Below are 26,232 nucleotides of genomic sequence, written 5' to 3' on the forward strand. Positions count from 1 at the left end.
GATTCACTCCTTGCTAGGTAGGGCAGGTACTTTAAAAACGTGGCGCAAATAGGCGACGAAATTCGGGTCGGTGCAGTGGGTCTTGCCCGCTTCATCGGAGATCTTCGCGACGGGCTGGCCATTGCAGGCGGTCATTTTAAGCACGATGCTCATCGGCTCAACCCCTGGAATGTCACAGGTCAGGTTGGTGCCGATGCCGAAGCTGACATTAATGCGACCGCGCAACGCGCGGAAAATCTCCAGAGCCTTGGGCAGCGACAGGCTGTCGGAGAACACCAGCGTTTTGCTCATCGGCTCGATGCCGAGTTTGTGGTAGTGGGCGATGGCTTTTTCGGCCCACTGTATCGGGTCACCGGAGTCATGGCGCAGGCCGTCGAACAGCTTGGCGAAGTACAAATCGAAGTCGCCGAGGAAGGCGTCGGTGGTGATGCAGTCGGTCAGGGCGATGCCCAGCAGGCCACGGTATTCGCGTACCCAGCAGTCGAGGGCGGCAATCTGGCTGTCGATCAGGCGTGGGCCGAGTTGCTGGTGGGCCATGATCCATTCGTGGGCCATGGTGCCGAGCGGCTTCATATCGAACTCGCGGGCCAGGTGCACGTTGCTGGTGCCGACAAAGCGCCCGGGGAAATCGTGCTTTAGCACGCTCACCACTTCTTCCTGCACTCGGTACGAGAAGCGTCGGCGCGTGCCGAAGTCAGCCACTTGCAGCTCCGACAGCTCGTCGCTGCTGGCGTTGGCGGTCAGCCAATCGAACTTGCGGTACAGCTGCTCGCGGGCCTGCTCGAGGATCACGGTCTGGTAGCGGTAGCGGTTACGCACTTCGCTGACGATGGCCAGCATTGGCACTTCAAACAGGATCACATGCAGCCATGGCCCGCGCAGGCGGATAAACAGCTCGCCGTTTTCAATGCCGGTTTGCACATAGCGCAGGTTGAAGCGGAACAGCCCGAGGAAGCGCAAGAAGTCCGGCTTCATAAAGCTGATGCGCTCAAGAAAACCAAGCTGGTCGGGGCTCAGGCTCAGTTCGGCGAGGCGCTCGATCTGGTAGCGGATTTCCGCCAGGTACGGGCGCAGGTCTTCACTGTTGCGGCAACGAAACTCCCATTCAACTTCCACGTTCGGGTAGTTGTGCAGCACCGCCTGCATCATGGTCAGCTTGTAGAAGTCGGTGTCGAGCAGGTTCTGCACGATGCGATCGGCAAACACACTCTCGCTCATAACGGGAATCTCCAGACGGGTCGGCGATGGGCGCCGACCTTTACGCACAATTAAGGAATGGCGCTAGTGGCGCATAGACCTGTGGGGTTTTGCCAGTGATTTTTTTGGGAGTGGCCACTGGCGCCATCGCAGCATAGGTATCTACACATCTTTTTATGGGTTGAATTCTTTGGTTGTCGTGGGGGCGCTGGGTGCATATCCGTTATTTGGGTAACGGCTGCTATTGGTTCCGCTCTTACAGCGGGTCACTTTTGAAAGAGCGCAAAAGTAACCAAAACGCTCTTGCCCCACCACTCGGCACCTCGCTCACGCTTCGGTGTGCCCTCACGCAGGCTTTGGACCGTGGGCCGCCGCCATGGGCCATCCTTGGCCCATCGCGGCTAAACCGGCGTCCTGCCGGTTTACCCACGCTCCAAAGCCTGCGTTCGGCCAGCGTGGTTTAACGGGGCGCCTCAGATCAAAATCAAGAGCAAGAGCACGGCGGCCTAGTAGCCGACCTGAGTGGTTGAAGCAAATCAAAAGCGAAGCCGAGGCGGCCTGACAGCCGACCTGATCTCTGAAACTGAACATCAATCTAATGTGGGAGCTGGCTTGCCTGCGATGGCATCAACTCGGTGTACTTGATGGACCGAGGTGTCTGCATCGCAGCGGTGCGGCGATCCGACAAGCCAGCTCCCACAGAAAAGCAGATCTGCTTTTGCTGTGCTTTTGCCCTGCTTTTGCTTCAACCACTCAGGTCGGCTACTAGGCCGCCGTGCTCTTGCTTTTGATCTTGATCTTGATCTTGATCTGAGGCGCCCCGTTAAACCACGCTGGCCGCACGCAGGCTTGAATCCGTGGGTAACCCGGCAGGACGCCGGGTTAGCCGCGATGGGCCAAGGATGGCCCATGGCGGCGGCCCACGGATTCAAGCCGGAGTGAGGGCACACCGAGCCTAAGCGAGGTGCCGAGTGGTGGGGCAAGAGCCCTTTTGGTTACTTTTGGGGCTCTTTTCCAAAAGTGACCCGCTGTAAGAGCGGAACCTTACGAAGCCGTTACCGCAGCAACGGATATGTACCCAGCGGCCCCGCGACAACCAAAGAATTCAACCCATAAAAAGATGTGTAGTTACCGATGGCCATCGCAGGCAAGCCAGCTCCCACACTTGAAATGCATTCAAAATGTGGGAGCTGGCTTGCCTGCAATGGCGGTATTCCTGGCGCTAAACCACTTGCTCCATCATCCACTTCACAAAATCCCGCACTTTGGGCACTTCCGCCGAATGCTCCGGATACGCCAGGTAATACGCATCCTGGCTCGGCAACGCATGCTGCCAAGGGATCACCAGCTTGCCGTCCGCCAGTTCTTCTTCCACCAGAAAGCGCGGCAGCAGCGCCACACCGCAGCCCACCTGCGCTGCCCGAATACACATATAGAAGGTGTCAAAGCGCGGCCCGTGGTAGCTGTGCTCGGTGTGGAAGCCCTGGCTGGCAAACCAGTCATGCCAGCCCTGCGGCCGCGAGGCGTTTTGCAGCAGCACCAGGTCGCTCAGCTGCGTGGGATCGGTGAACGGCTGCGCGGGCAGGCTTTCCGGCGCGCACACTGGCACCAACTCCTCGCTGAACAGTTTCAGGCTCTCGGTGCCGGGGCGTGAGCCTTGGCCGAAGTAGAAGGCCATGTCGGCCTTGCCTTGCAGCAGTTCGTCGGGCTCCTGCTCGTTGCACAGGTCCAAATGGATTTGCGGGTGACGCAGGCGCCAGCCCTTGAGGCGCGGCACCAGCCAGCGTGCGCCAAAGGTGTAGGGCGTGGACACGCGCAGTACTTCGGTCTCGCCGCCGTAGGAGCGCAAGTAGTGAGTGGACATCTCCACCTGGGTGAGGATCTTGCGCACTTCCACCAGGTACAAATCGCCCGCCGGGGTCATCTGCAAGCGGCGGCGCACGCGGCGAAACAGCAGGTGCTGGAGCAATTCTTCCAACTGCGCCACCTGTTTGCTCACCGCGCTTTGCGTCAGGTTCAGCTCCTCGGCGGCGCGGGTGAAGCTCAGGTGGCGGGTGGCGGCTTCGAAACACTGCAGGGCGGTGATCGAGGGCAAATGTCTTTTGTTCAGCACGGCACGCCTCTTTTTATTCTATGCATGAATAAACGGAATGATATCTCGCCTAATCGTCGTTTGTTGGCAAGTCTTGGGCCAGCTACAAATAAGGTCTGGATCGCCGTGCGGGCCGCGGCGCAATTTTTCTGTTTGTGGATTGAAGGAGTGACCCATGGTTGCCGCATTGCTTGATCGTCTCGGGGTAAACCCGGCGCTGTACCAGTCGGGTAAACAACCCGTGCATTCGCCGATTGATGGCAGCCGTATCGCTAGCGTGCACTGGGAAGGTGCCGCCGAGGTGGAGCAGCAGGTCAGTCGCGCCGAGCATGCATTCGACGCCTGGCGCAAGGTGCCGGCACCGCGTCGCGGCGAGCTGGTGCGCCAATTTGGCGATGTGTTGCGCGAATACAAGGCCGACCTGGGCGAGCTGGTGTCCTGGGAAGCCGGCAAGATCACCCAGGAAGGCCTGGGCGAAGTGCAGGAGATGATCGACATCTGCGACTTCGCCGTCGGCCTGTCCCGCCAGCTGTACGGCTTGACCATCGCCTCCGAGCGCCCGGGCCACCACATGCGTGAAACCTGGCACCCGCTGGGCGTGGTCGGCGTGATCAGCGCCTTTAACTTCCCGGTGGCGGTGTGGGCGTGGAACACCACGCTGGCGCTGGTGTGCGGCAACGCCGTGATCTGGAAACCGTCGGAAAAGACCCCGCTCACCGCTTTGGCGTGCCAGGCGCTCTTTGAGCGCGTGCTGAAGAAATTCACCGATGCCCCCGAGTACCTGAGCCAAGTGATTATCGGCGGCCGTGACGCCGGCGCTGCCCTGGTGGATGACCCGCGCGTGGCGCTGATCAGCGCCACCGGCAGTACGCGCATGGGCCGCGAAGTGGCGCCGAAAGTCGCCGCCCGTTTTGCCCGCAGCATCCTCGAGCTGGGCGGCAACAACGCGATGATCCTCGGCCCAAGCGCCGACCTGGACATGGCCGTGCGCGCCATCCTGTTCAGCGCCGTCGGCACTGCCGGCCAGCGTTGCACCAGCCTGCGCCGGTTGATCGCGCATGAATCGGTCAAAGAAGAAATCGTCACCCGCCTCAAGGCGGCCTATTCCAAAGTGCGCATCGGCCACCCGTTGGAAGGCAACCTGATCGGCCCGCTGATCGACAAGCACAGCTTCGAAAACATGCAGGACGCCCTGGAGCAAGCCTTGAGCGAAGGCGGCAAGGTGTTCGGCGGTAAGCGTCAGTTGGAAGATACATTCCCGAATGCCTACTACGTGTCACCGGCGATTGTGGAAATGCCCGAGCAAAGCGACGTGGTGTGCACCGAAACGTTCGCGCCGATTCTGTATGTGATCGGCTACAGCGACTTCAACGAAGCCCTGCGCCTGAACAACGCCGTGCCACAAGGCCTGTCGTCGTGCATCTTCACCACCGATGTGCGTGAAGCCGAGCAGTTTATGTCGGCGGTGGGCAGTGACTGCGGCATTGCCAACGTCAACATCGGCCCGAGCGGCGCGGAGATTGGTGGCGCGTTTGGTGGTGAGAAAGAGACCGGTGGCGGGCGTGAATCGGGTTCGGACGCGTGGCGCGGGTACATGCGCCGCCAGACCAATACCGTGAACTACTCGCTGGAGTTGCCGCTGGCGCAGGGTATTACTTTCGACTGATCCCTCAAGTCGCAGTGAGATCAAAATGTGGGAGCTGGCTTGCCTGCGATAGCATCACTTGGGTGTACCCGATGCACCGAGGTGCCTGCATCGCAGGCAAGCCAGCCCCCACAGTTGGTTGGGTTTGCAATTCAAAATAATAGTTGTTTGTTAGGTCCTCTCCGGAGTCTGGCAATGCCATTACGCGAAACGTGTTTATGGGAACACCTCACCCCCGGCCGCCCGGACCGGGCCGCGCTCAAGGGCGAGGTCAAGGTGGATGTGTGCGTGATCGGCGCCGGGATCACCGGGTTGTCGGCGGCTATTCACTTGCTGGAACAGGGTAAAAGCGTCGCCGTGCTTGAGGCCCATCGCACCGGCCATGGTGGTTCGGGGCGTAACGTGGGGCTGGTCAACGCCGGCATGTGGATCCCGCCGGATGAGATCGAAGCCGGTTTTGGCGAGGCGGTGGGCAGCCAGCTCAACCGCATGTTGGGCGCGGCGCCGTCGCTGGTGTTCAGCCTGATCGACAAATACAGCATCGATTGCCAATTACGCCGCGAGGGCACTTTGCACATGGCGCATAACGCCCGTGGCGAGGCGGATTTGCGCAGTCGAGAAGAACAATGGAAGCGCCGTGGCGCGCCGGTTGAACTGCTGACCGGGCAGGCGTGCGAGCAAGCCACGGGCACTAAGAAGATTGCCGCCGCCCTGCTGGATCGGCGCGCCGGCACCTTGAACCCAATGGCCTACACCAGTGGCTTGGCCAATGCGGCGGTCGGCCTGGGCGGGCAGCTTTTCGACCATTCCCCTGTCACCCAGCTGGAACGTCAGGGTTCACACTGGTCGGTGCAGACCGCGCAGGGTTCTGTGCAGGCTGCACAGGTGGTGATCGCCTCCAATGCTTACACCGAAGGCGAGTGGACCGAGCTGCGGCGCAATTTCTTCCCTGGCTATTACTACCAAGTCGCGTCGGCCCCGCTGACCGACGACGCCGCCAAACAGATCCTTCCCGGCGGGCAAGGCTCGTGGGACACACGCCAGGTACTCAGCAGCATCCGCCGCGATGCTGACGGCCGACTGTTGCTTGGCAGCCTGGGCAACGGCAACCAGAAACCGGCATGGTTCCTCAAGGCGTGGGCCGACCGGGTGCAGCAGCACTACTTTCCGTACCTCAAATCGGTGCAGTGGGAATTCACCTGGACCGGCTGCATCGCGTTCACCCCAGACCACCTGATGCGCCTGTTCGAGCCGGCGCCCGGCTTGGTGGCGGTCACGGGCTACAACGGGCGTGGCGTGACTACTGGCAGCGTAGTGGGCAAGGCATTTGCCGACTACTTGTGTCACCAGGACCCCAAGGCGTTGCCGATTCCCTTTGCACCGATGCAGCCGCTGGCCGGAGTGGGCCTGCGCAGTTGCTTGTATGAGGCTGGATTTTCGCTGTATCACGCGGGCCAATGCCTGCGGATCGTGATCTGATCAGCGAAATACATGGCAAAAGCCTGCATTTTCTTAGCAGGCTACTAATCTGTATTGGTGCAAGTCGTAGCAATCACGCACTGTAAATGTGCAGTTCCGTTACGCACATTGTTACAGGTGCAGGAACTGTCGTTTATCCGACTGGTTGCAGGTGCGACCTGCCAGGGTTGTACTTTTTAGGCTCATTGGTTGCACCTCCCGATGCTAGACGGTTGCACGTCCTGGCAGAAGGAGGCGAAACGCCTGTAATAACAATGACACCGTGTCTTTTTGAAGAATAAAAAAGTAATGGCACGCGCCTTGCTCTGGGCTTTCCCTGAAAGTTTTGGTTGAAAGTCCGCAGTGAATTCGCTCTTTATTTATGAAGAATGCCAACAAACAAAAACCTCGGAGCACCACTCATGTCCCAGACGTTTTACAAGAAAGGCTTTCTGGCCCTCGCCGTTGCAGCGGCGCTGGGTGTTTCTGCGTTTGTTCAAGCTGATGTGAAGATTGGCGTAGCGGGGCCGATGACTGGCGCCAACGCAGCTTTCGGTGAGCAGTACATGAAGGGGGCCCAAGCGGCGGCCGACGTCATCAACAAAGCGGGTGGGCTTAACGGCGAACAGATCAAGCTGGTGGCCGGCGACGACGCCTGTGAGCCCAAGCAAGCTGTAGCGGTAGCCAACCGCCTGGCGGACCAAGACAAAGTGATCGGCGTGGTCGGGCACTTCTGCTCGTCCAACACCATCCCGGCCTCCGAGGTGTACGACGAAGCGGGGATCATCATGATCACCCCGGGCTCCACCAACCCTCAGGTGACCGAACGTGGCCTGGGCGCCGTGTTCCGTATGTGCGGGCGTGACGACCAGCAAGGTATCGTCGCCGGCGACTACATCGTCGACGTGCTCAAGGGCAAAAAAGTCGCGGTTATCAACGACAAAGACACCTACGGCAAGGGCCTGGCTGACGCCACCGCTCAGCAGTTGACTAAACGTGGCGTCAAGCCGGTGCTGGAAGAAGGCCTGACCCGCGGCGAGAAAGACTTCAGCGCCCTGGTCACCAAAATCCGCTCCACCGGTGCCGACGTCGTTTACTTCGGCGGGCTGCACCCGGAAGCCGGTCCACTGGTTCGCCAAATTCGTGAAGCCGGCCTCAAAGACGTCAAGTTCATGTCCGATGACGGCATTGTCACCGACGAATTGGTCGCCACCGCAGGCGGCGCGCAATACGTAGACGGCGTCTACATGACCTTCGGCGCCGACCCGCGCCTGCTGCCAGACAGCAAGACCGTGGTGGAAGAGTTCCGCAAAAATGGCACCGAGCCTGAAGGCTACACCCTGTACGCCTATGCCTCGATCCAGGCCCTGGCTGCCGGCTTCAACGGCGCCAAGTCCAACAAAGGTGAAGACGCTGCCAAGTGGCTCAAGGCTAACCCGGTAAAAACCGTAATGGGCGAAAAAGCCTGGGACGGCAAGGGCGACCTGAAAGTCTCTGACTACGTGGTTTACCAGTGGGATAAAGACGGTAAATACCACCAGCTGGAAAAGCAGAAGTAATCACGCGATCTACCCGGCACCCCTGAACCTTGTGGGCGCCGGGCTTGTGTGGGAGCCAGCTCCCACACAAGGCCAGCTCCCACAGGGAACTTGGTTGCCTGCCCCATCGTGACCGGCAACAGATCTGTCTTTTCCTCCAGAAGCGCCGCACACCCACGGGTGTGCAGGTGCTCACCGCGTGAGATTGCGTTATGGATGGTATTTTCCTGCAGCAACTGGTCAACGGTCTGACTCTCGGGTCGGTCTATGGCCTGATCGCCATCGGCTACACAATGGTCTATGGCATCATTGGCATGATCAACTTCGCCCACGGCGAGGTTTATATGATTTCCGCTTACCTCGCGGCGATCAGTCTGGCACTGCTGGCTTACTTCGGCATCGAATCCTTCCCGCTGCTCATTCTCGGCACCCTGATATTCACCGTTGTCGTCACCGGCGTTTACGGTTGGGTCATCGAGCGTGTCGCCTACAAACCGCTGCGCAACTCCACCCGACTGGCACCGCTGATCAGCGCCATCGGTATCTCCCTGATCCTGCAGAACTACGCGCAGATCGCCCAGGGTGCGAAACAACAAGGGATTCCTACCCTGCTGGCCGGCGCCTGGCGCGTCGATATCGGCAGCGGGTTCGTGCAGTTGACCTACACCAAGGTGTTCATCCTGGTGGCCGCGTTTCTCGGCATGGGGCTGCTGACCTACATCATCAAATACACCAAGCTGGGCCGCATGTGCCGTGCCACCCAGCAAGACCGCAAGATGGCGTCGATCCTGGGTATCAACACCGACCGGGTGATCTCCTACGTGTTCGTGATTGGTGCAGCCATGGCGGCCCTGGCCGGCGTGCTGATTACCCTGAACTACGGCACGTTCGACTTCTATGCCGGCTTCATCATCGGCATCAAGGCATTTACCGCAGCGGTACTCGGCGGCATCGGTTCCCTGCCTGGGGCCATGCTCGGCGGGATCATCCTGGGTATCTCCGAGTCGCTGTTCGCAGGGTTGATCAACTCTGACTACAAAGACGTGTTCAGTTTCTCTCTGCTGGTGGTGATTCTGATTTTCCGTCCTCAGGGCCTGCTTGGTCGTCCGCTCGTGGCGAAGGTGTAAACATGTCTGCTGCCAAATCTATCGATATCAAGAAAAGTGTGGTCGATACGGTCCTCGCCGGGCTGATTTCGTTGATCGTGTTCGGTCCGATCGTCGGCGTGGTACTCGACGGCTACAGCTTCAACCTGCAACCGGCGCGCGTGGCCATTCTGGTCGCCATCGTGATGGCTGGCCGTTTTGCCTTAAGCCTGTTCCTGCAAACCCCCAAGGGCGTGAAGATTCTGCAGGGGTTCGAGAGCAGCAGCTCCGGCGTGCACGTGCTGCCGCCGGACTACAAGTCGCGACTGCGCTGGATCATCCCGGCGCTGATCGTGATCGCCATCGTGTTCCCGATCTTCGCCAACAAGTACTTGCTCACCGTGGTCATCCTCGGGCTGATCTACGTGTTGCTCGGCCTGGGCCTGAACATCGTGGTCGGCTTGGCCGGCTTGCTCGACCTGGGTTACGTGGCGTTCTACGCCATCGGCGCCTACGGCTTGGCGTTGGGTTATCAATACCTGGGCCTGGGCTTCTGGAGCGTACTGCCACTGGCGGCCATCGCAGCGGCGTTAGCGGGGTGCATACTCGGCTTCCCGGTGCTACGAATGCACGGTGATTATTTGGCCATCGTGACCTTGGGCTTCGGTGAAATCATCCGGCTGGTGCTGAATAACTGGCTGTCGTTTACCGGTGGCCCGAACGGTATGCCGGTGCCTTCGCCGACGTTCCTGGGCCTTGAGTTCGGGCGTAAAGCCAAGGAGGGTGGGATTCCGTTCCACGAGTTCTTCGGCCTCGATTACAACCCCAACATCAAGTTCATGTTTATCTACATCGTGCTGTTCCTGGTGGTCCTGGCCGTGCTGTACATCAAGCATCGCCTGACCCGCATGCCGGTCGGCCGCGCCTGGGAAGCCTTGCGCGAAGATGAAATCGCCTGCCGTTCCATGGGCCTGAACCACGTACTGGTCAAGCTCTCGGCCTTCACCATCGGCGCGTCCACGGCGGGTCTTGCCGGGGTGTTTTTTGCCAGCTATCAAGGCTTCGTCAACCCGTCGTCGTTCACCTTCTTCGAGTCGGCGCTGATTCTGGCCATCGTGGTATTGGGCGGTATGGGCTCGACGGTCGGCGTGGTGATTGCGGCCTTCGTATTGACCGTGGCGCCGGAACTGCTGCGCAGCTTCTCCGAGTACCGCGTGCTGCTGTTTGGCGTATTGATGGTGGTGATGATGATCTGGCGGCCACGCGGCCTGATCCGGATCAGCCGTACCGGTGTGACACCACGTAAAGGAGTGGCGCCATGAGCAAAGAAGTCGTGCTCTCCGTCGAACATTTGATGATGCACTTCGGTGGCATCAAGGCCTTGAGCGATGTGAGCCTCAAGGTCGAACGCAACTCGATCTTCGCCTTGATCGGCCCCAACGGCGCCGGCAAGACCACGGTGTTCAACTGCCTCACCGGCTTCTACAAAGCCAGTGGCGGCAAGATCGAACTCAGCATACGCGGCAAGCAGACCAACGTGATTCAGTTGCTCGGCGAACGCTTCAAAGCTGTCGACTTCGTGTCGCCCAAAAGCTTCTTCAGCCGCGTGTACTACAAGATGTTCGGCGGCACCCACCTGGTGAACCGTGCAGGCTTGGCGCGGACCTTCCAGAACATTCGCCTGTTCAAGGAAATGTCGGTGCTGGAAAACCTGCTGGTGGCCCAGCACATGTGGGTCAACCGCAACATGCTCGCCGGCATCCTCAATACCAAGGGCTACCGCAAGGCCGAAAGCGATGCGCTCGACCACGCCTTCTACTGGTTGGAAGTGGTGGACCTGGTGGACTGCGCCAACCGCCTGGCCGGCGAGCTTTCCTACGGCCAGCAGCGCCGCCTGGAAATCGCCCGTGCCATGTGCACCCGGCCGCAGATCATCTGCCTGGACGAACCGGCAGCCGGCCTTAACCCGCAGGAAACCGAAGCGCTCAGCGAGATGATTCGCCTGCTGCGCGATGAACACGACCTCACGGTGGTGCTGATCGAACACGACATGGGCATGGTGATGAGCATTTCCGACCACATCGTGGTGCTCGACCACGGCAACGTGATCGCCGAAGGTGGCCCGGAAGCGATCCGCAACGACCCGAAAGTGATTGCCGCCTACCTGGGCGCAGACGAAGAGGAGTTGGTATGAGTGCACCTATCCTCGAAATGAAGGACCTGGACGTGTTTTACGGCCCGATCCAGGCCCTGAAAAAAGTCTCGCTGCACATCAACGAAGGCGAAACCGTCAGCCTGATCGGCTCCAACGGCGCGGGTAAATCCACGCTGCTGATGTCGATCTTCGGCCAGCCTCGCGCTGAGTCCGGGCAGATTCTCTATAACGGCGTCGACATTACCCACAAGTCGTCCCACTACATCGCCTCCAACGGCATTGCGCAGTCGCCGGAAGGGCGGCGGGTGTTCCCCGACATGACCGTCGAGGAAAACCTGTTGATGGGCACCATTCCGATTGGTGACAAATTCGCCCAGGAAGATATGCAGCGTATGTTCGAGCTGTTCCCTCGGCTCAAGGAACGGCGCACCCAGCGCGCCATGACCATGTCTGGCGGTGAGCAGCAAATGCTCGCCATCGCTCGCGCGCTGATGAGCCGGCCCAAGCTGTTGCTGCTGGACGAACCGAGCCTGGGCTTAGCGCCGATTGTGGTGAAGCAGATCTTCGCCACCCTGCGTGAACTGGCGGCCACTGGCATGACCATCTTCCTGGTGGAGCAGAACGCGAACCATGCGTTGCGCTTGTCTGACCGGGCTTACGTGATGGTTAACGGCGAGATTCGCCTGACGGGCACGGGTAAGGAGTTGCTGGTGAACGAGGAAGTGCGCAACGCCTACCTCGGCGGGCACTGATCTGAAGGCTTGATGCAATAACCCATGTGGGAACCGGCTGCCACATAAAGCCGGTTCCCACACTTGTTTTTAGGGGTGTCCACAGGCTCCCCGGCAAATTGTGGAAAACAAATCCAGCCGCCCTCCAAAGCGCGACATATAGCCGCCGCAAATCCCTGTTTTGTCACAGTTTTGACTTGTCCCCATTCGCTGTGGAACCGGCTGTGGGTAACGTGGGAGTAGCTGGCTGAAAGCCTTTAACCACGTGGCTTGTAGCGTGGTGGTTGTTTTATGATCAGCTGGTTTTTCGAGACCGATCAAGGGTTTTGTCAACCTGTTTAAAGACACAGGTATATGACCGATTTATGTCCCCTCAGCCTGTGGATAAGTCTGTGACTAAACTCTGGAAAGACTGCCACAGAGGCCGGAATGACTGGCCTGGAGCCATCGCTCAGATTTTCCCTCTTTACAAGGGGCTACATACGCCCCGCCCAAGGTCAAGCAAAAAACTTTCTAAAACTGCCTACAGGCCTTGCACACAGCGGCTTTTGGCTTTTTACACTTGCCCCCAAAGACTGTGGGCGCAGCTGTGGATAACCTGCGCGCATATGGCTGCAGGCCACGGTGTATAAGGCTCTGCTCGGCGTGGTTAAAAAATGATCAGCTGTACATGAAGTTGTGTGCTTAGCGGTTGCCGCAATCGCGGCGTAAGGGCATTCTGCTGGCAACTTTTTTTCCGATGCCCGCAAGGAGAACACCATGTCCGACACGCTGTTTATTACTGGCGCAACCTCAGGTTTCGGCGAAGCCTGCGCCCGTCGTTTTGCCGACGCCGGTTGGAAACTGGTGCTTACCGGCCGGCGTGCCGAGCGTTTGAATGCCTTGGTCGAAGAGCTTTCCAAGCAGACCGAAGTACACGGCCTGGTTGTGGACGTGCGTGACCGCAAGGGCATGGAAGACGCCATCGCCAACCTGCCGCCTTCTTTTGCCAAATTGCGTGGCCTGATCAACAACGCCGGCCTGGCCGTGGGCACCGACCCTGCGCCTAAGTGCAGCCTCGACGATTGGGAAACCATGGTCGACACCAACATCAAAGGCCTGCTGACCACCACCAGCCTGTTGCTGCCGCGCCTGATTGCCCACGGCCGTGGCGCCGGGATCATCAACCTCGGTTCCATCGCTGGCAGCTACCCGTACCCAGGCAGCCACGTGTATGGCGGCTCCAAGGCGTTCGTGAAGCAATTCTCGCTGAACCTGCGCTGCGACCTGCAAGGCACTGGCGTGCGCGTGACCAACATCGAGCCAGGCCTGTGCGAGAGCGAGTTTTCACTGGTGCGCTTCGGCGGTGACCAGGCGCGTTACGACGCGACCTACGCCGGTGCCGAGCCGATCCAGCCACAGGACATCGCCGACACCATCTTCTGGGTGCTCAACACGCCGGCGCACGTGAATATCAATCGGTTGGAGCTGATGCCGGTGAGCCAGACGTGGGCTGGGTTTGCGATTGAGCGTGGGGCTAAAGGTTAAGACCGAGTTGCGGCCATCGCGGGCAAGCCCGGCTCCCACATTTTGACCGTGTGAACCCGATCAAATGTGGGAGCTGGCTTGCCTGCGAAGGCGTCAAATCGGCCAAAACAAGACATAAGGTACACTCCACTCCGGAAAACCCCTCCGCGCTGTGCGGTTTAAAGGTTTTGACGGGAGGAAATGTGAGTAACCGAGGTGAGCAGGCACTGCTCAAACAATCGACCATCCTGATGTTCGCTGTAGCGATCGCCGGGATTGTCACGGGTGTGATGTCTGGCGCCCAATCCATTCTATTCGACGGCTTTTTCTCGCTGATCGCCACCGCCATCAAGGTGTTGATGCTGATCACGGCCAAGCTGATCGCAAAGAAAAGCAACGAGCGCTTCCAGTTCGGCTACTGGCACTTGGAGCCGATGGTATTGCTGATCGAAGGCAGCTTTTTGCTGCTGATCGCCATCTACGCGTTTCTCAACGGCGTGTTCGGCATTATCAATGGCGGGCGCGAAATCGAGTTAGGGCTGGTGATCGTTTACGCGGCGGTGTTTACCGTCGTCGAATTCGGCTACTTCTTCTACGTGCGCTACCGCAATCGCAAACTGAAATCCTCGCTGATCCAGTTCGACAACATCAGTTGGCTGGTGGACGCGATGCTCTCGGTGGGCTTGCTGATCAGCTTTCTTGCCGCGCTGTTGCTCAAGTCTCAAGGCTATGGCGAGTGGGCGGTGTATGTCGACCCACTGATTTTGATCCTGTTGGCCCTGAGCATGCTGGCGCCGGCGTTCAAGATCCTGCGCCCGGCGTTGCGCGAAGTGCTGGGGATTGCCCCGGACCACTTGGACGACAAGGTGCGCGAAGTGATGGACGCGGCCCAGGCCAAGCATGGTTTCGACGACTACGTGTCCTACGTGCAAAAGCACGGGCGGGCGCGGTTTATCGAGATTCATGTGGTGTTGCCGGCGGATTACCCGGTGGGCAGCGTCGCAACCCTTGATGGGTTGCGCGAAGAGATATCCACAGGGCTCGGTACGCCGGATGCGGCGCGCTGGCTGACGATCAGTTTTACCGGGGATCGCAAGTGGATTGCGTGATGGTCAGTTAGACCGAGGTGAGGCTATCGCAGGCAAGCCAGCTCCCACAGTTAACCGCATTCCAACGGTTGGACGCGGTCAAGTGTGGGAGCGGGCTTGTCGACAGGTCGCACCGCTACGATAGGGCCTTTGAGGTCAGCCCCTGATAGCAGGTCGCCAAGTGATACGGCGTAGTCGACGGCATATCCCGTCGGCTCACGGCGCCCTTGGCATCCAGGCACTCATGCCAACCCTTTTCATGCAGGAAGTGCTGTTGCAGCGCCAGCAATTGGCGTTGCAGCACCGCCTCACTCTCAGGCCGTAAGGTCAGTGCCCGCAGGTATTCCGCCTGGGCCCAGATCCGTTGAGTGCCATCACGCACCGTGCCGTCCAGGGCAAGCATGCCGCTGACCGCGCCGCTCAATTTATCCACACCCTTAAGCTCGGCGTAGGCAAATGCCCGCGTCAACGAGGCATGCAGCGGCGTGCCGCGCAGTACGTCTGAAGACTCGAGCAAAAAGAACCATTCGAACTGGTGGCCCGGCTCAAACCAGTTATCCACAGCGCCCAGCGGCTTTTCCATCATCACGCCGTGCTGGCGGTCGATGAAGCGCTTCTGCATGGCGGTGGCGAGGTCCAGCAGCGCATCTTGCGTGACGGCGTCTTCACGCACTGCCAGCGTGGCGAGAAAACCTTCGGCCAGGTGCATCAGCGGGTTTTGCAGCGGGCCGGACTTGAGGGACGACCAATTGCGTTCCAACACCGCTTCGTACAGGCCGTCGCCGGTGGCGAAGCGTTCGGCGACCACTTCCAGGGCTGCGTCGAGCACCGACTCCACCAACGGCTCACGCACTTTGGCCCAGTAATGGGCGCAGGCGAAGATGATGAAGGCGTGGGTGTAGAGGTCTTTGCGCTTATCCAGCGGCTTGCCGTGGGCGTCGATGCTGTAGAACCAACCACCGTGCTCGGCGTCGTGGAAGTGCCGCTGCAGGGAACGGAACAGCGCCGCCGCGCGCTCTTCGACAAAGGTTGCACCGGGCTCGCCGATCAGGCTGGCGAACAGGTACAACTGCCGGGCACAGGCCATCGCGCGGTAGCGTTGCGGGGGCAATGGCTGGTGATCGGCGTCCAGCGCCTCATAGGGCAACGCCAACTCGGCATTCCAGCCCGGGCCCTGCCAGAGCGGCACGATCAGGTCATGGAAGTGCGTGAGCACGGCGTTCAACGAAGGCTGGGAGGCGGAACTTGGAGCGATGGGCATCGGCTGGCGTCGTCACGGCAGGGGTGTAGGCGCGCATGGTAGCAGGCTGATCGTTCCCACGCTCTGCGTGGGAATGCATTTTGTGACGCTCTGCGTCGTGCTTTGGGACGCGGAGCGTCCTGGGCGGCGCTCCCACGCAGAGCGTGGGAACGATCAAGGTTAGCCCGCCAACAACCAAACCCCAGTCGCCGCCGAAGCCGCTCCAGCCACCCGCACCAGCGGCGCTGCGGCCGCCGGCAGGAAGCGCACTACGGCATAACCCGCCGCATGCAGAACCGCCGTCGCGCCCACAAACCCAGCCGCATACGCCCACGGGCTGGACATGTCCGGCAGTTCCAGGCCATGCGCCACGCCATGGAACAACGCAAACAGCGCTGTAGCACCCACCGCCACAAACAGCGGCGGCCGCACCGCCAGCGCCACTGCCAGGCCCAGCGCCAGCACCGAGGCAGCAATCCCGCTCTCCAGCGCCGGCAATTGCAGGCCTTCAAAGCCCAGCAGGCCGCCAATCAGCATGGTGCCGACAAAGGTGCAAGGCAGGGCCCAGCGCGCGTTGCCTTTTTGCTGCGCCGCCCACAGGCCGACCGCGACCATAGCCAGTAAGTGATCAATACCGCCCAACGGGTGGCTGATGCCGGCAACCAAACCATTATCACCATGCCCGGGGTGAGCGAAGGCGAGGGCTGGGGCGAGCAGCAGCGCAGCGGTTGCGAGAAATTTGTTGAGACTCATGAACAGGCTCCTTTTTTAGGGTGGGATCAGGCAGCAGTCAGCAGGCCCTGACGTTCGATAAAGGCGACGATTTCATCCAGGCCGACGCCGGTTTTCTGGTTGCTGAACACAAAGGGTTTGCCGTTGCGCATGCGCTGGGTGTCGCTGTTCATCAGCTCAAGCGAGGCGCCTACCAACGGCGCGAGGTCGATCTTGTTGATCACCAGCAAATCGGATTTGCAAATACCGGGCCCGCCTTTGCGTGGCAGCTTGTCGCCGGCCGATACATCGATCACATAGATGGTCAGGTCTGACAGCTCCGGGCTGAACGTCGCCGACAGGTTGTCGCCGCCGGACTCCACCAGGATCAGGTCCAGGCCGGGGAAGCGGCGGTTGAGTTGGTCCACCGCCTCGAGGTTAATCGAGGCATCTTCGCGGATCGCCGTGTGCGGGCAGCCGCCGGTTTCCACGCCGATGATGCGTTCGGGCGCCAAGGCTTGGTTGCGCACCAGAAAGTCGGCGTCTTCGCGGGTGTAGATGTCGTTGGTCACCACGGCCAAGTTGTAGCGATCGCGCAAGGCCAGGCACAGCGCCAAGGTCAGGGCCGTCTTGCCGGAGCCCACCGGGCCGCCGATGCCGACACGCAAAGGTTGTGTGTTCATGTGCTTCTCCAAAATTAAAGGCCCTAGCTACGAAACAAGCGGCTGTACTGGCGCTCATGGGCCATGCACGCCAGGGACAGGCCGAACGCGGCGCTGCCGAAATGGTTGGGGTCGATGCGGCCGGCGTCTTGCTGGGCTTGTTGCAACAGCGGCAGCAGTTCGCTGGTCAGGCGCTGGGCGGCCTGCTGGCCCAACGGCAACGTCTTCATCAATACGGCGAGTTGGTTTTCCAGCCAGCTCCACAGCCAGGCGGCGAGGGCGTCATCCGGGCTGATGTGCCAGGCGCGCGCCGCCAGGGCCCAGCCCAGGGCCAGGTGCGGTTCGGCGCATTGCTGCACAAATGTGCGCGCGGCGTCGTCCAGTTCCGGCAAGCCATTGAGCAGTTGTTGCAGGGAGTAGCCCATTTGCCGGCTCTCCTGATACAGCTCGCGGGTCTCGCGGCTGGCGCGATGTTCTTCGCACAATTGCGCCAGATGCGGCCAGTCTTCATCCGCCGCCGCGCGGCAATGGGCGAGCAGCAATGGCGCTTCGAAGCGCGCAAGGTTGAGCAGCAACTGGTCGCTGACCCAGCGTCGCGCACTGGCGGCATCCTTGACGCGGCCATTGTCCACGGCCATTTCCAGGCCTTGGGAATAGCTGTAGCCGCCAATCGGCAATTGCGGACTGGCCAGGCGCAACAGCGCCCAGGCTGGGTTCATAGACGTACGCCGAACTGGTGCAGCTTGGGCGGGTAGTTGAAGTCTTCATCGCCGTGGCGCGAATGGTGATGACCACCGCCATAGGCGCCGTGTTCCGGCTGGAACGGCGCTTCGAGGGTTTCTGTGTGAGCCCCTAGCTGTTCGAGCATGGCCTTGAGCACATAGTCATCAAGCAGGCGCAGCCAGCCGTCGCCGACTTGCAGGGCGACATGGCGGTTGCCGAGGTGATAAGCCGCGCGGGTCAGTTCAAACGCGTTGCTGCAGGTGACGTGTAGCAGGTGTTCAGGGCGGGCAACGACGCGTACGACACGTCCGTCTTCAGCCTGTAGGTATTCGCCATCGTGCAATGGCGGTTGGCCGCGCTCCAGAAACAGGCCGACGTCTTCACCGTCGGCACTGAAACAGCGCAGGCGGCTTTTGCTGCGTGCTTCGAAGTTCAGCAGCAGTTCAGCGGCCCAGAGGGCTTGGGGGGCGATTCGGCGGTGGATCACCAGCATCAGGAGGCTTCCAGCTATGAGCGATAAAAGAGCTAGAGCAAGGGGCTTGCCAACCGCACGTGCGAATGGGAAAACCCTGTAGGCAAGCATGGGCATGCCACCGAATAGGGCGTCAGTTGATTCCTACGGCGCATCCAAATGGTGCGTGATTGAATTTATAGCACCGGATGTGGGCGTTTTGAGTTGAGTTCTACTGAGTGCAGCATGAAATTTCTTTCATCTGATTCGCACTGGATTTTTTCTCGGAAGCGTCTTACGCATAACCAAGACTTGGCTCTCAAAAAGTTACGGGCTGTTTCATTACGATGTGCGCCGTCTTTAATTCTTAGCGACGTCGACCATGTTCCAAGTATTTTTATATGCAGTCATTGTCAGTCTCTCCTACGCCGTCATACCGGCGTCGGCCAATTTAAAGCCGTCTGTGGTCTTCAGTTCTGCTGCCTCCATCGATAATGTGATTGATCGTGCCCATGAGTTGCTCGGCACGCCTTACAACGGGCGTGGAGCCACGGTTGATCAAGGGTTTGATTGCAGCGGCTTCCTGGTCTATCTGTTCAAGACCGAAGCCAATATTCGCCTGCCGCGCACGACCACGCAGATGCATCGCTCAAGCGCCGCGACCGTCCCGAAAGAGGCTCTCATGCCGGGCGATGCGGTGTTTTTCAAAGGCAATGGGAGCGGCCAGGTCAGCCATGTCGGCCTTTATGTGGGCGAAGGCAAATTCATTCACTCGCCCAGTACCGGCAAGCGCGTTCGTATCGATTCGCTGAATAGCACTTACTGGAAAAAAAACTACACCAGCGCCAAACGCTTCCACCCGTAGGGCTGATCGGCTTACTCGGTGCTGCCCAGGCCTTGCCAGTGCTTGAGGCCGATAAAGATAAAGCGCAGTTGCTGGGTGATTTTCGCCTGAGGCGTGAGATGGGCAGGCAGGGCCTGGGCCGGCGGGTCAATGATGTCGGGCAGGGTGGCGAACACGCTCTTGACGATCAGGTCTGCCATTACGTGCAAGCCTTCGGCATCCAGGTGCTGGAGCTTGGGCATCAGTGTGAGGTCGGCCGCCAAGTCGCTGGTGATGTCTTCGCGCAAGGCACCGATGGCCTGGCGCACAGCCAGGCAGCCACCGTATTGTTCGCGGGCCAGGAACAGGAACTGCGAGCGGTTGGCCGAGACCACATCCAGAAAGATCCGTACGGACGCATCGATGATGCCGCCCATCACGAACTCGTTGTGGCGCACCAGGCGAATCGTGGCGCGGAAGGTCTGGCCGACTTCACTGACCAATACCAACCCCAACTGGTCCATGTCGTCAAAATGACGATAGAACCCGGTCGGCACGATCCCGGCGGTCTTGGCCACTTCGCGCAGGCTCAGGCTGCCGAACCCACGGCCACACTCCATCAGATGGCGGGCTGCGTCCATCAAGGCGAGGCGGGTCTGTTGCTTCTGTTCGGCGCGGGGCAGCATCGGCGGGCGGGCTTAGTCGGCAAGTACAGCGACGCACTCTAGCAAAACCGCTTCGCTGGCGTCGAACTTGGTGGTGTGGGGTGTGACGTGGTTTCTATAAAAAAGCAAAAGCCCGATCGGTCGATCGGGCTTTTTTCTGGGCCACCACGGGCTTAGCTCTGAGCTTGATGTAGTTCTTGCAGGCGATCAGCACCACCTTCGGCAATACCTTGGGTGTATGCGCGGTCGTTGGCTTGTTCAGCGCCGCCTTCTACCAGACCTTTCTGTTCCAGGCGATCACGGCCACCTTCAGCAACGCCTTCGGTGTAGGCACGTTTGTTGGCGTGTTCCGAACCGTTTTCTGCAACAGCGCCTTTGGCGTAGTCACGGTTTTCATCTTCTTGCGAACCGCTGCGAGCCACGGTTTGGCTGGATTGCACGGCTTGAGCTTTGTTCTGTGGGGTAGCTTGTTCAGCGGCTGGCAGGGCAAAAGCACTGGAAGCCAGGACAGACAGCAGAACGGTAGCGAGTATTTGGCGTTTCATGAGGGTTGCTCCTTGGGAGGGCGATAAAGTGGGTACAGGGCTAATGCTACTCTCGATAAGTCGATATAAAAGTTCATAAACACAATGGTAATAATCAACAGAATTGATTGTTCCCTGCGGAGGCTCTAGACCGAGCCTCTCAAGCCCGCGGTTTTGCACCATGGTGGGTATTTTCGACCCGTTCATGGGTAACACTGGTGCATTGTTGATGGTTTGGTCGACTTGAGCTGTAGGAGAAGTCGCTTTTTTTGCTGGGAATTCGTACTCGGGCTAAACCCCCAGACCATTTGTCAGTCGTAGCTCTATAAGCTGTAGTCAAAAGGCGCGCGGCAACGCGCGCCCTCAGTCGTAACCAGGAGTCCTGTGCAATGACGCGCACTCGTAAAATTGTCGTTTGGAGCTGCGCCAGCTTCGTTCTGTTAATCGCCGTGGTGGTCTTGGTGCTGGTGTTCTTTGACTGGAACCGCATCAAACCGCCGCTTAATGCCAAGGTCTCCGAGGAGCTGCATCGCCCCTTTGCCATCAATGGCAACCTGGCGGTGGTGTGGGCGCGTGAGCCGGATGAAGGTGGCTGGCGTGCCTGGGTGCCGTGGCCGCATGTGATTGCCGAAGACCTGACGCTGGGCAACCCCGACTGGTCGAAAAAGCCGCAAATGGTCACCCTCAAGCGCGTGGAGTTGCGCATCTCGCCCCTGGCGTTGCTGGTGCAGCGCGTGGTGATTCCGCGTATCGACCTCACCGAACCCAGCGCCGACCTGCAGCGCCTGGCCGACGGCCGCGCCAACTGGACCTTCAAGTTCGACCCCAAGGACCCCAACGCCGAGCCTTCCAGCTGGGTGGTGGACATCGGCGCCATCGGCTTCGACAAAGGCCACGTGACCCTCGACGACCAGACCCTCAAGACCCAGCTCGACGTGATCATCGACCCGCTGGGCAAGCCGATTCCCTTCGGCGAAATCGTCGGTGACGCCGATGCCAAAAAGGCCTTGGAAAAAGGCTCAGCGCCCCAGGACTACGCGTTCGGCCTCAAGGTCAAAGGCCAATACCACGGCCAGAAACTCGACGGCACCGGCAAGATCGGCGGGCTGCTCGCCTTGCAGGACGCGGCCAAGCCGTTCCCGCTGCAAGCCCAGGTGAAAATCGCTGACACCCGCATCGCGCTGGCCGGCACTCTGACCGACCCGCTGAACCTCGGCGCCCTGGACCTGCGCTTGAAACTCGCCGGCAGCAGCCTGGGCAACCTGTACCCGCTGACCGGCGTCACCTTGCCGGACTCGCCGGCCTATTCCACTGACGGCCACCTGATCGCCAAACTGCATGAAGCCAGCGGCGCCTCATTCCGCTACGAGAACTTCAACGGCAAGATCGGCGACAGCGACATCCACGGCAACCTGGCCTATGTCGCCAGCCAGCCACGGCCCAAACTCAGCGGCGCGCTGGTGTCCAACCAACTGCTGATGACCGACCTGGCACCGTTGATCGGTGCCGATTCCAACGCCAAGCAAAAAGCCCGTGGCGGTGAAAGCAAGCAACCAGCGACCAAAGTGCTGCCAGTGGAAGAATTCCGCACCGCGCGCTGGCGCGAGATGGACGCCGATGTGGAATTCACCGGCAAACGCATCGTGCACAGTGCCGATCTGCCTTTCACCGACCTCTATACCCACTTGGTGCTCAATGATGGCGAACTGAGCCTGGAGCCCCTGCGTTTCGGCGTGGCCGGCGGCAAGCTGGATGCGCAAATTCGCCTGAATGGCCGCACTGTACCCATGGAAGGTCGCGCCAAACTCACTGCGCGCAACTTCAAGCTCAAGCAGCTGTTCCCGACCTTCGAACCGATGAAAACCAGCTTTGGTGAACTCAACGGTGACGCGGATATTTCCGGGCGCGGTAACTCCGTGGCGGCGCTGCTGGGCAGCTCTAACGGCGATCTGAAGATGCTCATCAACGACGGCGCCATCAGCCGAGGCCTGATGGAAATTGCCGGGCTTAACGTGGGCAACTACGTAGTAGGCCGCCTGTTCGGCGACAAGGAAGTGAAGATCAACTGCGCGGCGGCGGACTTCGGCATCAAGACTGGCCTTGCGACCACTCGCCTGTTTGTGTTCGATACCGAGAACGCGATCATCTATATCGATGGCACCGCGAACATGGCGACCGAACAGTTGGACCTCACCATCACGCCGGAGTCGAAGGGCTTCCGCCTGTTCTCTCTGCGTTCGCCGCTGTACGTGAATGGGCCGTTTATCAAGCCGAATGCGGGTGTGAAGGCGGTGCCGCTGATGCTGCGTGGCGCCGGGATGGTTGCGCTGGGTGTCATCGCCGGCCCGGCGGCGGGGCTGCTGGCCTTGGTAGCACCTAGCGGTGATGAGCCGAACCAATGTGCACCGTTGTTGCAGCAGATGAGGGAAGGCAAAGCGCCAAAGACCGTGAAAAGTAACTGACGAAACCGCAAGCCAAATGTGGGAACTGGCTTGCCTGCGATAGCGGTGTAACAGTCGACAGATGCACTGACTGTTCGATAGCTATCGCGGGCAAGCCCGCTCCCACAGGGGTTCAGCGGTGTGGCGGTTACAGGTCCTGCAGAATATCCGCCATGTCATCGGCGTGTTCTTCTTCCTGGGCCAGGATGTCTTCGAAGATGCGACGGGTAGTCGGGTCTTTGTCGCCGATGTACTGGATGATCTCGCGGTAGCTGTCCACCGCAATCCGTTCGGCCACCAGGTCTTCGTAGACCATTTCCTTCAGCGAGTTGCCGGCCACGTATTGGGCGTGGGAGTTCTTCGACAGCAGGTCAGGGTTGAACTCCGGCTCGCCGCCCAGTTGCACGATGCGCTCGGCCAGTTTGTCGGCGTGCTCAGCTTCTTGGGTCGCGTGCTCGAGGAATTCATCGGCGGCGACGCTGGCTTTCAGGCCGGTGGCCATGAAGTAGTGACGTTTGTAGCGCAACACGCAGACCAACTCAGTGGCCAGGGACGCGTTGAGCAGTCGGATGATTTCTTCGCGGTCGGCGTTGTAGCCTTCGGTTACGGCGCCGTTTTCGACGTTCTGGCGGGCGCGGCTGCGTAAGGTCGCAACGTCAGTCAAATGTGCTTCAGTCATCTCAATCTCCTGGTGCTAATCCGGTTTTACGCCACGCTCTGCCGGCGTGATCGCTATAAGTTGTGAGTCCCGCGCGACGCAAAAAGTTTTATCGGATTTCACAACGCATGGCCGGACAGCCTCGCCTCCTCCTGCACCCACTGGAAAAACGCGCGCACCGGTGGATGCCGCTCCCGCCCCGGCACACACAGCGCGCTGTAGCCGGCGCCGCCGACGCTGACCTGCGGCCGATAGGGCACCAGTAAACCGCTGGCCACGCTTGCCGACACCAGAATGTTGCTCGCCAGCACCAACCCCTGGCCGGCAATCGCCGCTTGCAATGCGTAGTGTTCCTCATCGTATTCACGCGAAGGCAGCCGATGATCCAGCCACCTCTCCGAGGCTTTGTCGCACCACGCCTGCCAGCCCAGGGCGTAAAGCTCGGAGTTGTGCCAGCGCACGCTGATCAGCGTTGGCACCTGGGTGCTGGCCCGCGCGACCTGTTCGGGCGAGCCATACACTGCAAAACATTCATCGAACAGGCACTGGCCGTACAGGTTGGGGTAGTCGCCCATGCTGTAGCGAATCACCAGATCAACGCTGGCATCCTGCTGCAAGTCGACGACCTCGCACTGGGTGTCCAGGCGCAGGTTGATGTCCGGGTGGGCTGCGTAGAAACGCCCCAGCCGTGGCACCAGCCACAGCGCCGCAAAGGCTGGCGTGGTGGACACCGTGAGGTGCCCGGCGCTGCGTTGCGGGCGCAGGGTGTCGAGGCTTTGTGCCACATCCAGCAGGGCGCCATGCACGCTGTGAAACAGCCGCTCGCCGCCTTCGGTCAGGCGCACCTGGCGTGGCAGGCGTTCGAACAATTGCACGCCCAGCCAGGTTTCCAGGGCGCGAATTTGATGCGATACCGCCGTGGGCGTCACCGACAGTTCCTGGGCCGCCGCCTTGAAGCTCAACAGGCGCGAAGCAGACTCAAAGGTACGCAGGGCGGTCAGGGGTAGCGAAGTAAACATTCTGTCTCCATGGATGAAATGGATTCATCCGGATTAACTATTGCTCATTTGTCGGTCAGGGCGCTCAGCTCTAGATTTACTAGCAACAGCGGCGGCCATCCAGGTTGCCTGAGTGTATCCGGTGAAGGCTAAAACAGATGAAAAAAATGCTAGTGGTTCACGCCAGTCCACGTGGCGAGCGTTCTCACTCCCGGCGCCTGGCCGAGTCGTTTCTCGATGCCTGGCAGGCGGCTAACCCTGATGCACAGATCACCCGACGCGAAGTCGGCCGGGCTTTTATCCCGCATGTCACCGAGGCGTTTGTCGCGGCGAATTTCTACCCCGAGCCGCAATCGCTGCCGAAAGTGATGAAGGCCGACCTGCAATTGAGCGACGAACTGGTCGGCGAGCTGATCGAACATGAGCTGCTGGTGATCTCCATGCCGCTGTACAACTTTGGCGTGCCCAGCGGCCTCAAGGCCTGGATCGACCAGATCGTGCGCTTGGGCCTCACCTTCGATATCACCCAAGACAGCCAGGGCATCGCGCAGTACCAGGCGTTGCTCAAGGGTAAGCGCGCACTGATCATCACCAGCCGTGGCGGCAACGGGTTCGGCCCCGGTGGTGAAAACGAAGGGATGAACCATGCCGACCCGCACCTGCGCACGGCGCTGGGTTACATCGGTATCGATGACATTCGGGTGATCGCCGCCGAAGGTGAGGAGTCGGACAAAAGCGTATTCCTGCGCGCCTGTGAAGAGGCTGAGCGCCAGTTGCGCGACCTGGCCGTGCATTTTTAACCCGCCTCGGTCATGGGGCGGTCACGTCCAGTGGTCTAGGATGGCGTTATCGCTTGCCTGATCAGGATGCCCGCTGCATGCCCGAGTCTCTCGCCACGCGTTATCCCCTGGTGCTGGTGCCCGGCATGCTCGGCTTCGTGCGTCTGGGGTTGTTTCCCTACTGGTACGGCATCGTCCCGGCGCTGCGCAAGGGTGGGGCGCAGGTGTTTCCCGTGCAAGTGGCGCCGCTGGATTCCAGTGAGGTGCGCGGTGAGCAGTTGTTGGTGCAGATCGAGCGGATTCGCCGCGAGACCGGCGCCGACAAGGTCAACCTGATCGGCCATAGCCAGGGCTCGCTGACGGCGCGGTATGCCGCGGCCAAGCGCCCGGAATGGGTGGCATCGGTAACGTCGGTGGCCGGGCCTAATCATGGTTCGGAATTGGCGGATTATTTCCATGCCCATTACCCTCCGGACAGTTGGAAAGGCCGGCTCGTGAGCACGCTGTTTCATCTGGTCGCCTGGGTGATGGGCCTGCTGGAAACCGGCTATCGCGGGCCGCGCTTCAAGACAGATTTGCACGCCTCGCATCAGTCCTTGACCACTGCAGGCGTGGCCCTGTTCAACCGCCAGTATCCGCAGGGTTTGCCGCAAACCTGGGGCGGGCAGGGTGCTGAGGTCGTCAACGGCGTGCGTTATTACTCGTGGTCCGGCACCTTGCAGCCGGGCAAGACTGATCGTGGGCGCAACCTGCTGGACGGCACGAACCGCAGCTGCCGGTTGTTCGCGCGCAGTTTTGTGCGGGAGAAGGGCCAGTGTGACGGCATGGTCGGGCGCTATAGCTCACACCTGGGGTTGGTGATTGGCGATGACTACGCTTTGGATCACTTCGATATCGTCAACCAATCCTTCGGGCTGGTGGGCAAGGGCGCGGAGCCGATTCGGTTGTTTGTTGAGCATGCGCAAAGGCTGAAGGTTGCGGGGGGTTAGCAGGTTCACCGCGTTATCGTTCTTCGCGAGCAAGCCCGCTCCCACATTCGACCGAGTTTCACATTTGGAATGT

At 60.1% G+C, this 26,232-nt stretch carries 24 protein-coding genes; 13 read left to right on the forward strand and 11 right to left on the reverse strand.

Annotation, left to right across the window (positions count from 1 at the left end; genetic code table 11):
* Positions 1-3: 3 nt before the first annotated feature.
* Both pncB and K0P33_RS03945 read right to left on the reverse strand, forming a co-directional pair.
* A complete protein-coding gene (pncB, locus tag K0P33_RS03940; protein ID WP_094950950.1) occupies positions 4-1,218 on the reverse strand; it encodes a nicotinate phosphoribosyltransferase in 1,215 nt (404 codons plus the stop codon).
* Positions 1,219-2,419: 1,201 nt separating this feature from the next.
* Positions 2,420-3,310, reverse strand: a complete 891-nt coding sequence (locus K0P33_RS03945; protein ID WP_094949737.1) for a LysR family transcriptional regulator — start codon at positions 3,308-3,310, stop codon at positions 2,420-2,422.
* Between the two features lie 154 nt (positions 3,311-3,464).
* On the opposite strand from K0P33_RS03945, the gene K0P33_RS03950 reads away from it, so the two are divergent.
* The 9 genes from K0P33_RS03950 to K0P33_RS03990 all read left to right on the forward strand — a co-directional run bounded on the left by K0P33_RS03950 (position 3,465) and on the right by K0P33_RS03990 (position 14,516).
* Positions 3,465-4,955: an aldehyde dehydrogenase family protein gene (locus K0P33_RS03950; protein ID WP_242154122.1), complete on the forward strand. Its 1,491-nt coding sequence runs from the start codon at positions 3,465-3,467 to the stop codon at positions 4,953-4,955.
* Positions 4,956-5,129: 174 nt separating this feature from the next.
* Entirely contained in the window at positions 5,130-6,413 is a 1,284-nt protein-coding gene (locus tag K0P33_RS03955) for an FAD-binding oxidoreductase (protein ID WP_242154124.1), read from the forward strand.
* 401 nt (positions 6,414-6,814) lie between these two features.
* Positions 6,815-7,951: a branched-chain amino acid ABC transporter substrate-binding protein gene (locus tag K0P33_RS03960; RefSeq protein WP_094949740.1), complete on the forward strand. Its 1,137-nt coding sequence runs from the start codon at positions 6,815-6,817 to the stop codon at positions 7,949-7,951.
* A gap of 191 nt (positions 7,952-8,142) precedes the next feature.
* Positions 8,143-9,057 (forward strand): branched-chain amino acid ABC transporter permease LivH, encoded by a 915-nt coding sequence (locus tag K0P33_RS03965; RefSeq protein WP_094949741.1) that lies wholly within the window; start codon positions 8,143-8,145, stop codon positions 9,055-9,057.
* Between the two features lie 2 nt (positions 9,058-9,059).
* A complete protein-coding gene (gene livM, locus K0P33_RS03970; RefSeq protein ID WP_242154126.1) occupies positions 9,060-10,337 on the forward strand; it encodes a high-affinity branched-chain amino acid ABC transporter permease LivM in 1,278 nt (425 codons plus the stop codon).
* Complete coding sequence (locus K0P33_RS03975) at positions 10,334-11,209, forward strand: ATP-binding cassette domain-containing protein (protein WP_242154128.1); 876 nt, start codon at positions 10,334-10,336, stop codon at positions 11,207-11,209. The genes livM and K0P33_RS03975 overlap by 4 nt, the downstream gene beginning before the upstream one ends.
* Entirely contained in the window at positions 11,206-11,922 is a 717-nt protein-coding gene (locus tag K0P33_RS03980) for an ABC transporter ATP-binding protein (protein WP_094949744.1), read from the forward strand. The genes K0P33_RS03975 and K0P33_RS03980 overlap by 4 nt, the downstream gene beginning before the upstream one ends.
* 738 nt (positions 11,923-12,660) lie before the next feature.
* A complete protein-coding gene (locus K0P33_RS03985) occupies positions 12,661-13,428 on the forward strand; it encodes an SDR family oxidoreductase (protein ID WP_094949745.1) in 768 nt (255 codons plus the stop codon).
* A gap of 182 nt (positions 13,429-13,610) precedes the next feature.
* On the forward strand, positions 13,611-14,516 hold the full coding sequence (locus K0P33_RS03990) for a cation diffusion facilitator family transporter (RefSeq protein ID WP_242154130.1): 906 nt from the start codon (positions 13,611-13,613) through the stop codon (positions 14,514-14,516).
* A 115-nt stretch (positions 14,517-14,631) separates the two neighbouring features.
* Here K0P33_RS03990 and K0P33_RS03995 read toward each other — a convergent pair whose 3' ends face one another.
* From K0P33_RS03995 to ureE, 5 genes are all read right to left on the reverse strand, one after another.
* Positions 14,632-15,756 (reverse strand): AGE family epimerase/isomerase, encoded by a 1,125-nt coding sequence (locus tag K0P33_RS03995; RefSeq protein ID WP_094949747.1) that lies wholly within the window; start codon positions 15,754-15,756, stop codon positions 14,632-14,634.
* 159 nt (positions 15,757-15,915) lie between these two features.
* Positions 15,916-16,488, reverse strand: coding sequence for a HupE/UreJ family protein (locus tag K0P33_RS04000; protein WP_094949748.1), 573 nt, complete (start codon positions 16,486-16,488; stop codon positions 15,916-15,918).
* Between the two features lie 26 nt (positions 16,489-16,514).
* Positions 16,515-17,129, reverse strand: a complete 615-nt coding sequence (gene ureG / locus K0P33_RS04005; protein WP_017849719.1) for an urease accessory protein UreG — start codon at positions 17,127-17,129, stop codon at positions 16,515-16,517.
* A gap of 23 nt (positions 17,130-17,152) precedes the next feature.
* Positions 17,153-17,827: an urease accessory protein UreF gene (locus K0P33_RS04010; protein ID WP_094949749.1), complete on the reverse strand. Its 675-nt coding sequence runs from the start codon at positions 17,825-17,827 to the stop codon at positions 17,153-17,155.
* Entirely contained in the window at positions 17,824-18,324 is a 501-nt protein-coding gene (ureE, locus tag K0P33_RS04015) for an urease accessory protein UreE (protein ID WP_242154139.1), read from the reverse strand. Before ureE ends, K0P33_RS04010 begins: the two co-directional genes overlap by 4 nt.
* A gap of 340 nt (positions 18,325-18,664) precedes the next feature.
* Here ureE and K0P33_RS04020 point away from each other — a divergent pair, with 340 nt between their 5' ends.
* Entirely contained in the window at positions 18,665-19,147 is a 483-nt protein-coding gene (locus K0P33_RS04020; protein ID WP_094949751.1) for a C40 family peptidase, read from the forward strand.
* An 11-nt stretch (positions 19,148-19,158) separates the two neighbouring features.
* Here the strand turns inward: K0P33_RS04020 and K0P33_RS04025 are convergent, their stop codons facing one another.
* Entirely contained in the window at positions 19,159-19,791 is a 633-nt protein-coding gene (locus tag K0P33_RS04025) for a TetR family transcriptional regulator (RefSeq protein ID WP_053254084.1), read from the reverse strand.
* Positions 19,792-19,943: 152 nt separating this feature from the next.
* On the reverse strand, positions 19,944-20,315 hold the full coding sequence (locus K0P33_RS04030) for a hypothetical protein (RefSeq protein WP_094949752.1): 372 nt from the start codon (positions 20,313-20,315) through the stop codon (positions 19,944-19,946).
* A 368-nt stretch (positions 20,316-20,683) separates the two neighbouring features.
* Here K0P33_RS04030 and K0P33_RS04035 point away from each other — a divergent pair, with 368 nt between their 5' ends.
* Positions 20,684-22,756, forward strand: coding sequence for an AsmA family protein (locus K0P33_RS04035; protein ID WP_094949753.1), 2,073 nt, complete (start codon positions 20,684-20,686; stop codon positions 22,754-22,756).
* 127 nt (positions 22,757-22,883) lie between these two features.
* Here the strand turns inward: K0P33_RS04035 and K0P33_RS04040 are convergent, their stop codons facing one another.
* Positions 22,884-23,414 (reverse strand): ferritin-like domain-containing protein, encoded by a 531-nt coding sequence (locus K0P33_RS04040; protein ID WP_094949754.1) that lies wholly within the window; start codon positions 23,412-23,414, stop codon positions 22,884-22,886.
* A gap of 98 nt (positions 23,415-23,512) precedes the next feature.
* Positions 23,513-24,412 (reverse strand): LysR substrate-binding domain-containing protein, encoded by a 900-nt coding sequence (locus tag K0P33_RS04045; protein ID WP_242154141.1) that lies wholly within the window; start codon positions 24,410-24,412, stop codon positions 23,513-23,515.
* Positions 24,413-24,549: 137 nt separating this feature from the next.
* Between K0P33_RS04045 and K0P33_RS04050 the strand changes: the two genes are divergently transcribed.
* Both K0P33_RS04050 and K0P33_RS04055 read left to right on the forward strand, forming a co-directional pair.
* Positions 24,550-25,191 carry an NAD(P)H-dependent oxidoreductase gene (locus tag K0P33_RS04050; RefSeq protein WP_094949756.1) on the forward strand — a complete coding sequence of 214 codons (642 nt, stop codon included), beginning with the start codon at positions 24,550-24,552 and terminating at the stop codon, positions 25,189-25,191.
* 77 nt (positions 25,192-25,268) lie between these two features.
* Positions 25,269-26,159, forward strand: coding sequence for a triacylglycerol lipase (locus tag K0P33_RS04055; RefSeq protein ID WP_242154143.1), 891 nt, complete (start codon positions 25,269-25,271; stop codon positions 26,157-26,159).
* Positions 26,160-26,232: the final 73 nt, after the last annotated feature.

This window comes from Pseudomonas sp. ArH3a, assembly GCF_022648765.1.
In the GTDB taxonomy this organism is placed as follows: Bacteria; Pseudomonadota; Gammaproteobacteria; order Pseudomonadales; family Pseudomonadaceae; genus Aquipseudomonas.

Excerpts from the sequence above, each read along its gene's own strand:
- pncB (WP_094950950.1), bottom strand. The coding sequence starts at position 1,218 with ATGAGCGAGAGTGTGTTTGCCGATCGCATCGTGCAGAACCTGCTCGAC.
- K0P33_RS03950 (WP_242154122.1), top strand. The coding sequence starts at position 3,465 with ATGGTTGCCGCATTGCTTGATCGTCTCGGGGTAAACCCGGCGCTGTAC.
- K0P33_RS03955 (WP_242154124.1), top strand. The coding sequence starts at position 5,130 with ATGCCATTACGCGAAACGTGTTTATGGGAACACCTCACCCCCGGCCGC.
- K0P33_RS03960 (WP_094949740.1), top strand. The coding sequence starts at position 6,815 with ATGTCCCAGACGTTTTACAAGAAAGGCTTTCTGGCCCTCGCCGTTGCA.
- K0P33_RS03965 (WP_094949741.1), top strand. The coding sequence starts at position 8,143 with ATGGATGGTATTTTCCTGCAGCAACTGGTCAACGGTCTGACTCTCGGG.
- livM (WP_242154126.1), top strand. The coding sequence starts at position 9,060 with ATGTCTGCTGCCAAATCTATCGATATCAAGAAAAGTGTGGTCGATACG.
- K0P33_RS03975 (WP_242154128.1), top strand. The coding sequence starts at position 10,334 with ATGAGCAAAGAAGTCGTGCTCTCCGTCGAACATTTGATGATGCACTTC.
- K0P33_RS03980 (WP_094949744.1), top strand. The coding sequence starts at position 11,206 with ATGAGTGCACCTATCCTCGAAATGAAGGACCTGGACGTGTTTTACGGC.
- K0P33_RS03985 (WP_094949745.1), top strand. The coding sequence starts at position 12,661 with ATGTCCGACACGCTGTTTATTACTGGCGCAACCTCAGGTTTCGGCGAA.
- K0P33_RS03995 (WP_094949747.1), bottom strand. The coding sequence starts at position 15,756 with ATGCCCATCGCTCCAAGTTCCGCCTCCCAGCCTTCGTTGAACGCCGTG.
- K0P33_RS04000 (WP_094949748.1), bottom strand. The coding sequence starts at position 16,488 with ATGAGTCTCAACAAATTTCTCGCAACCGCTGCGCTGCTGCTCGCCCCA.
- ureG (WP_017849719.1), bottom strand. The coding sequence starts at position 17,129 with ATGAACACACAACCTTTGCGTGTCGGCATCGGCGGCCCGGTGGGCTCC.
- K0P33_RS04010 (WP_094949749.1), bottom strand. The coding sequence starts at position 17,827 with ATGAACCCAGCCTGGGCGCTGTTGCGCCTGGCCAGTCCGCAATTGCCG.
- ureE (WP_242154139.1), bottom strand. The coding sequence starts at position 18,324 with ATGCTGGTGATCCACCGCCGAATCGCCCCCCAAGCCCTCTGGGCCGCT.
- K0P33_RS04020 (WP_094949751.1), top strand. The coding sequence starts at position 18,665 with ATGTTCCAAGTATTTTTATATGCAGTCATTGTCAGTCTCTCCTACGCC.
- K0P33_RS04025 (WP_053254084.1), bottom strand. The coding sequence starts at position 19,791 with ATGCTGCCCCGCGCCGAACAGAAGCAACAGACCCGCCTCGCCTTGATG.
- K0P33_RS04030 (WP_094949752.1), bottom strand. The coding sequence starts at position 20,315 with ATGAAACGCCAAATACTCGCTACCGTTCTGCTGTCTGTCCTGGCTTCC.
- K0P33_RS04035 (WP_094949753.1), top strand. The coding sequence starts at position 20,684 with ATGACGCGCACTCGTAAAATTGTCGTTTGGAGCTGCGCCAGCTTCGTT.
- K0P33_RS04040 (WP_094949754.1), bottom strand. The coding sequence starts at position 23,414 with ATGACTGAAGCACATTTGACTGACGTTGCGACCTTACGCAGCCGCGCC.
- K0P33_RS04045 (WP_242154141.1), bottom strand. The coding sequence starts at position 24,412 with ATGTTTACTTCGCTACCCCTGACCGCCCTGCGTACCTTTGAGTCTGCT.
- K0P33_RS04050 (WP_094949756.1), top strand. The coding sequence starts at position 24,550 with ATGAAAAAAATGCTAGTGGTTCACGCCAGTCCACGTGGCGAGCGTTCT.
- K0P33_RS04055 (WP_242154143.1), top strand. The coding sequence starts at position 25,269 with ATGCCCGAGTCTCTCGCCACGCGTTATCCCCTGGTGCTGGTGCCCGGC.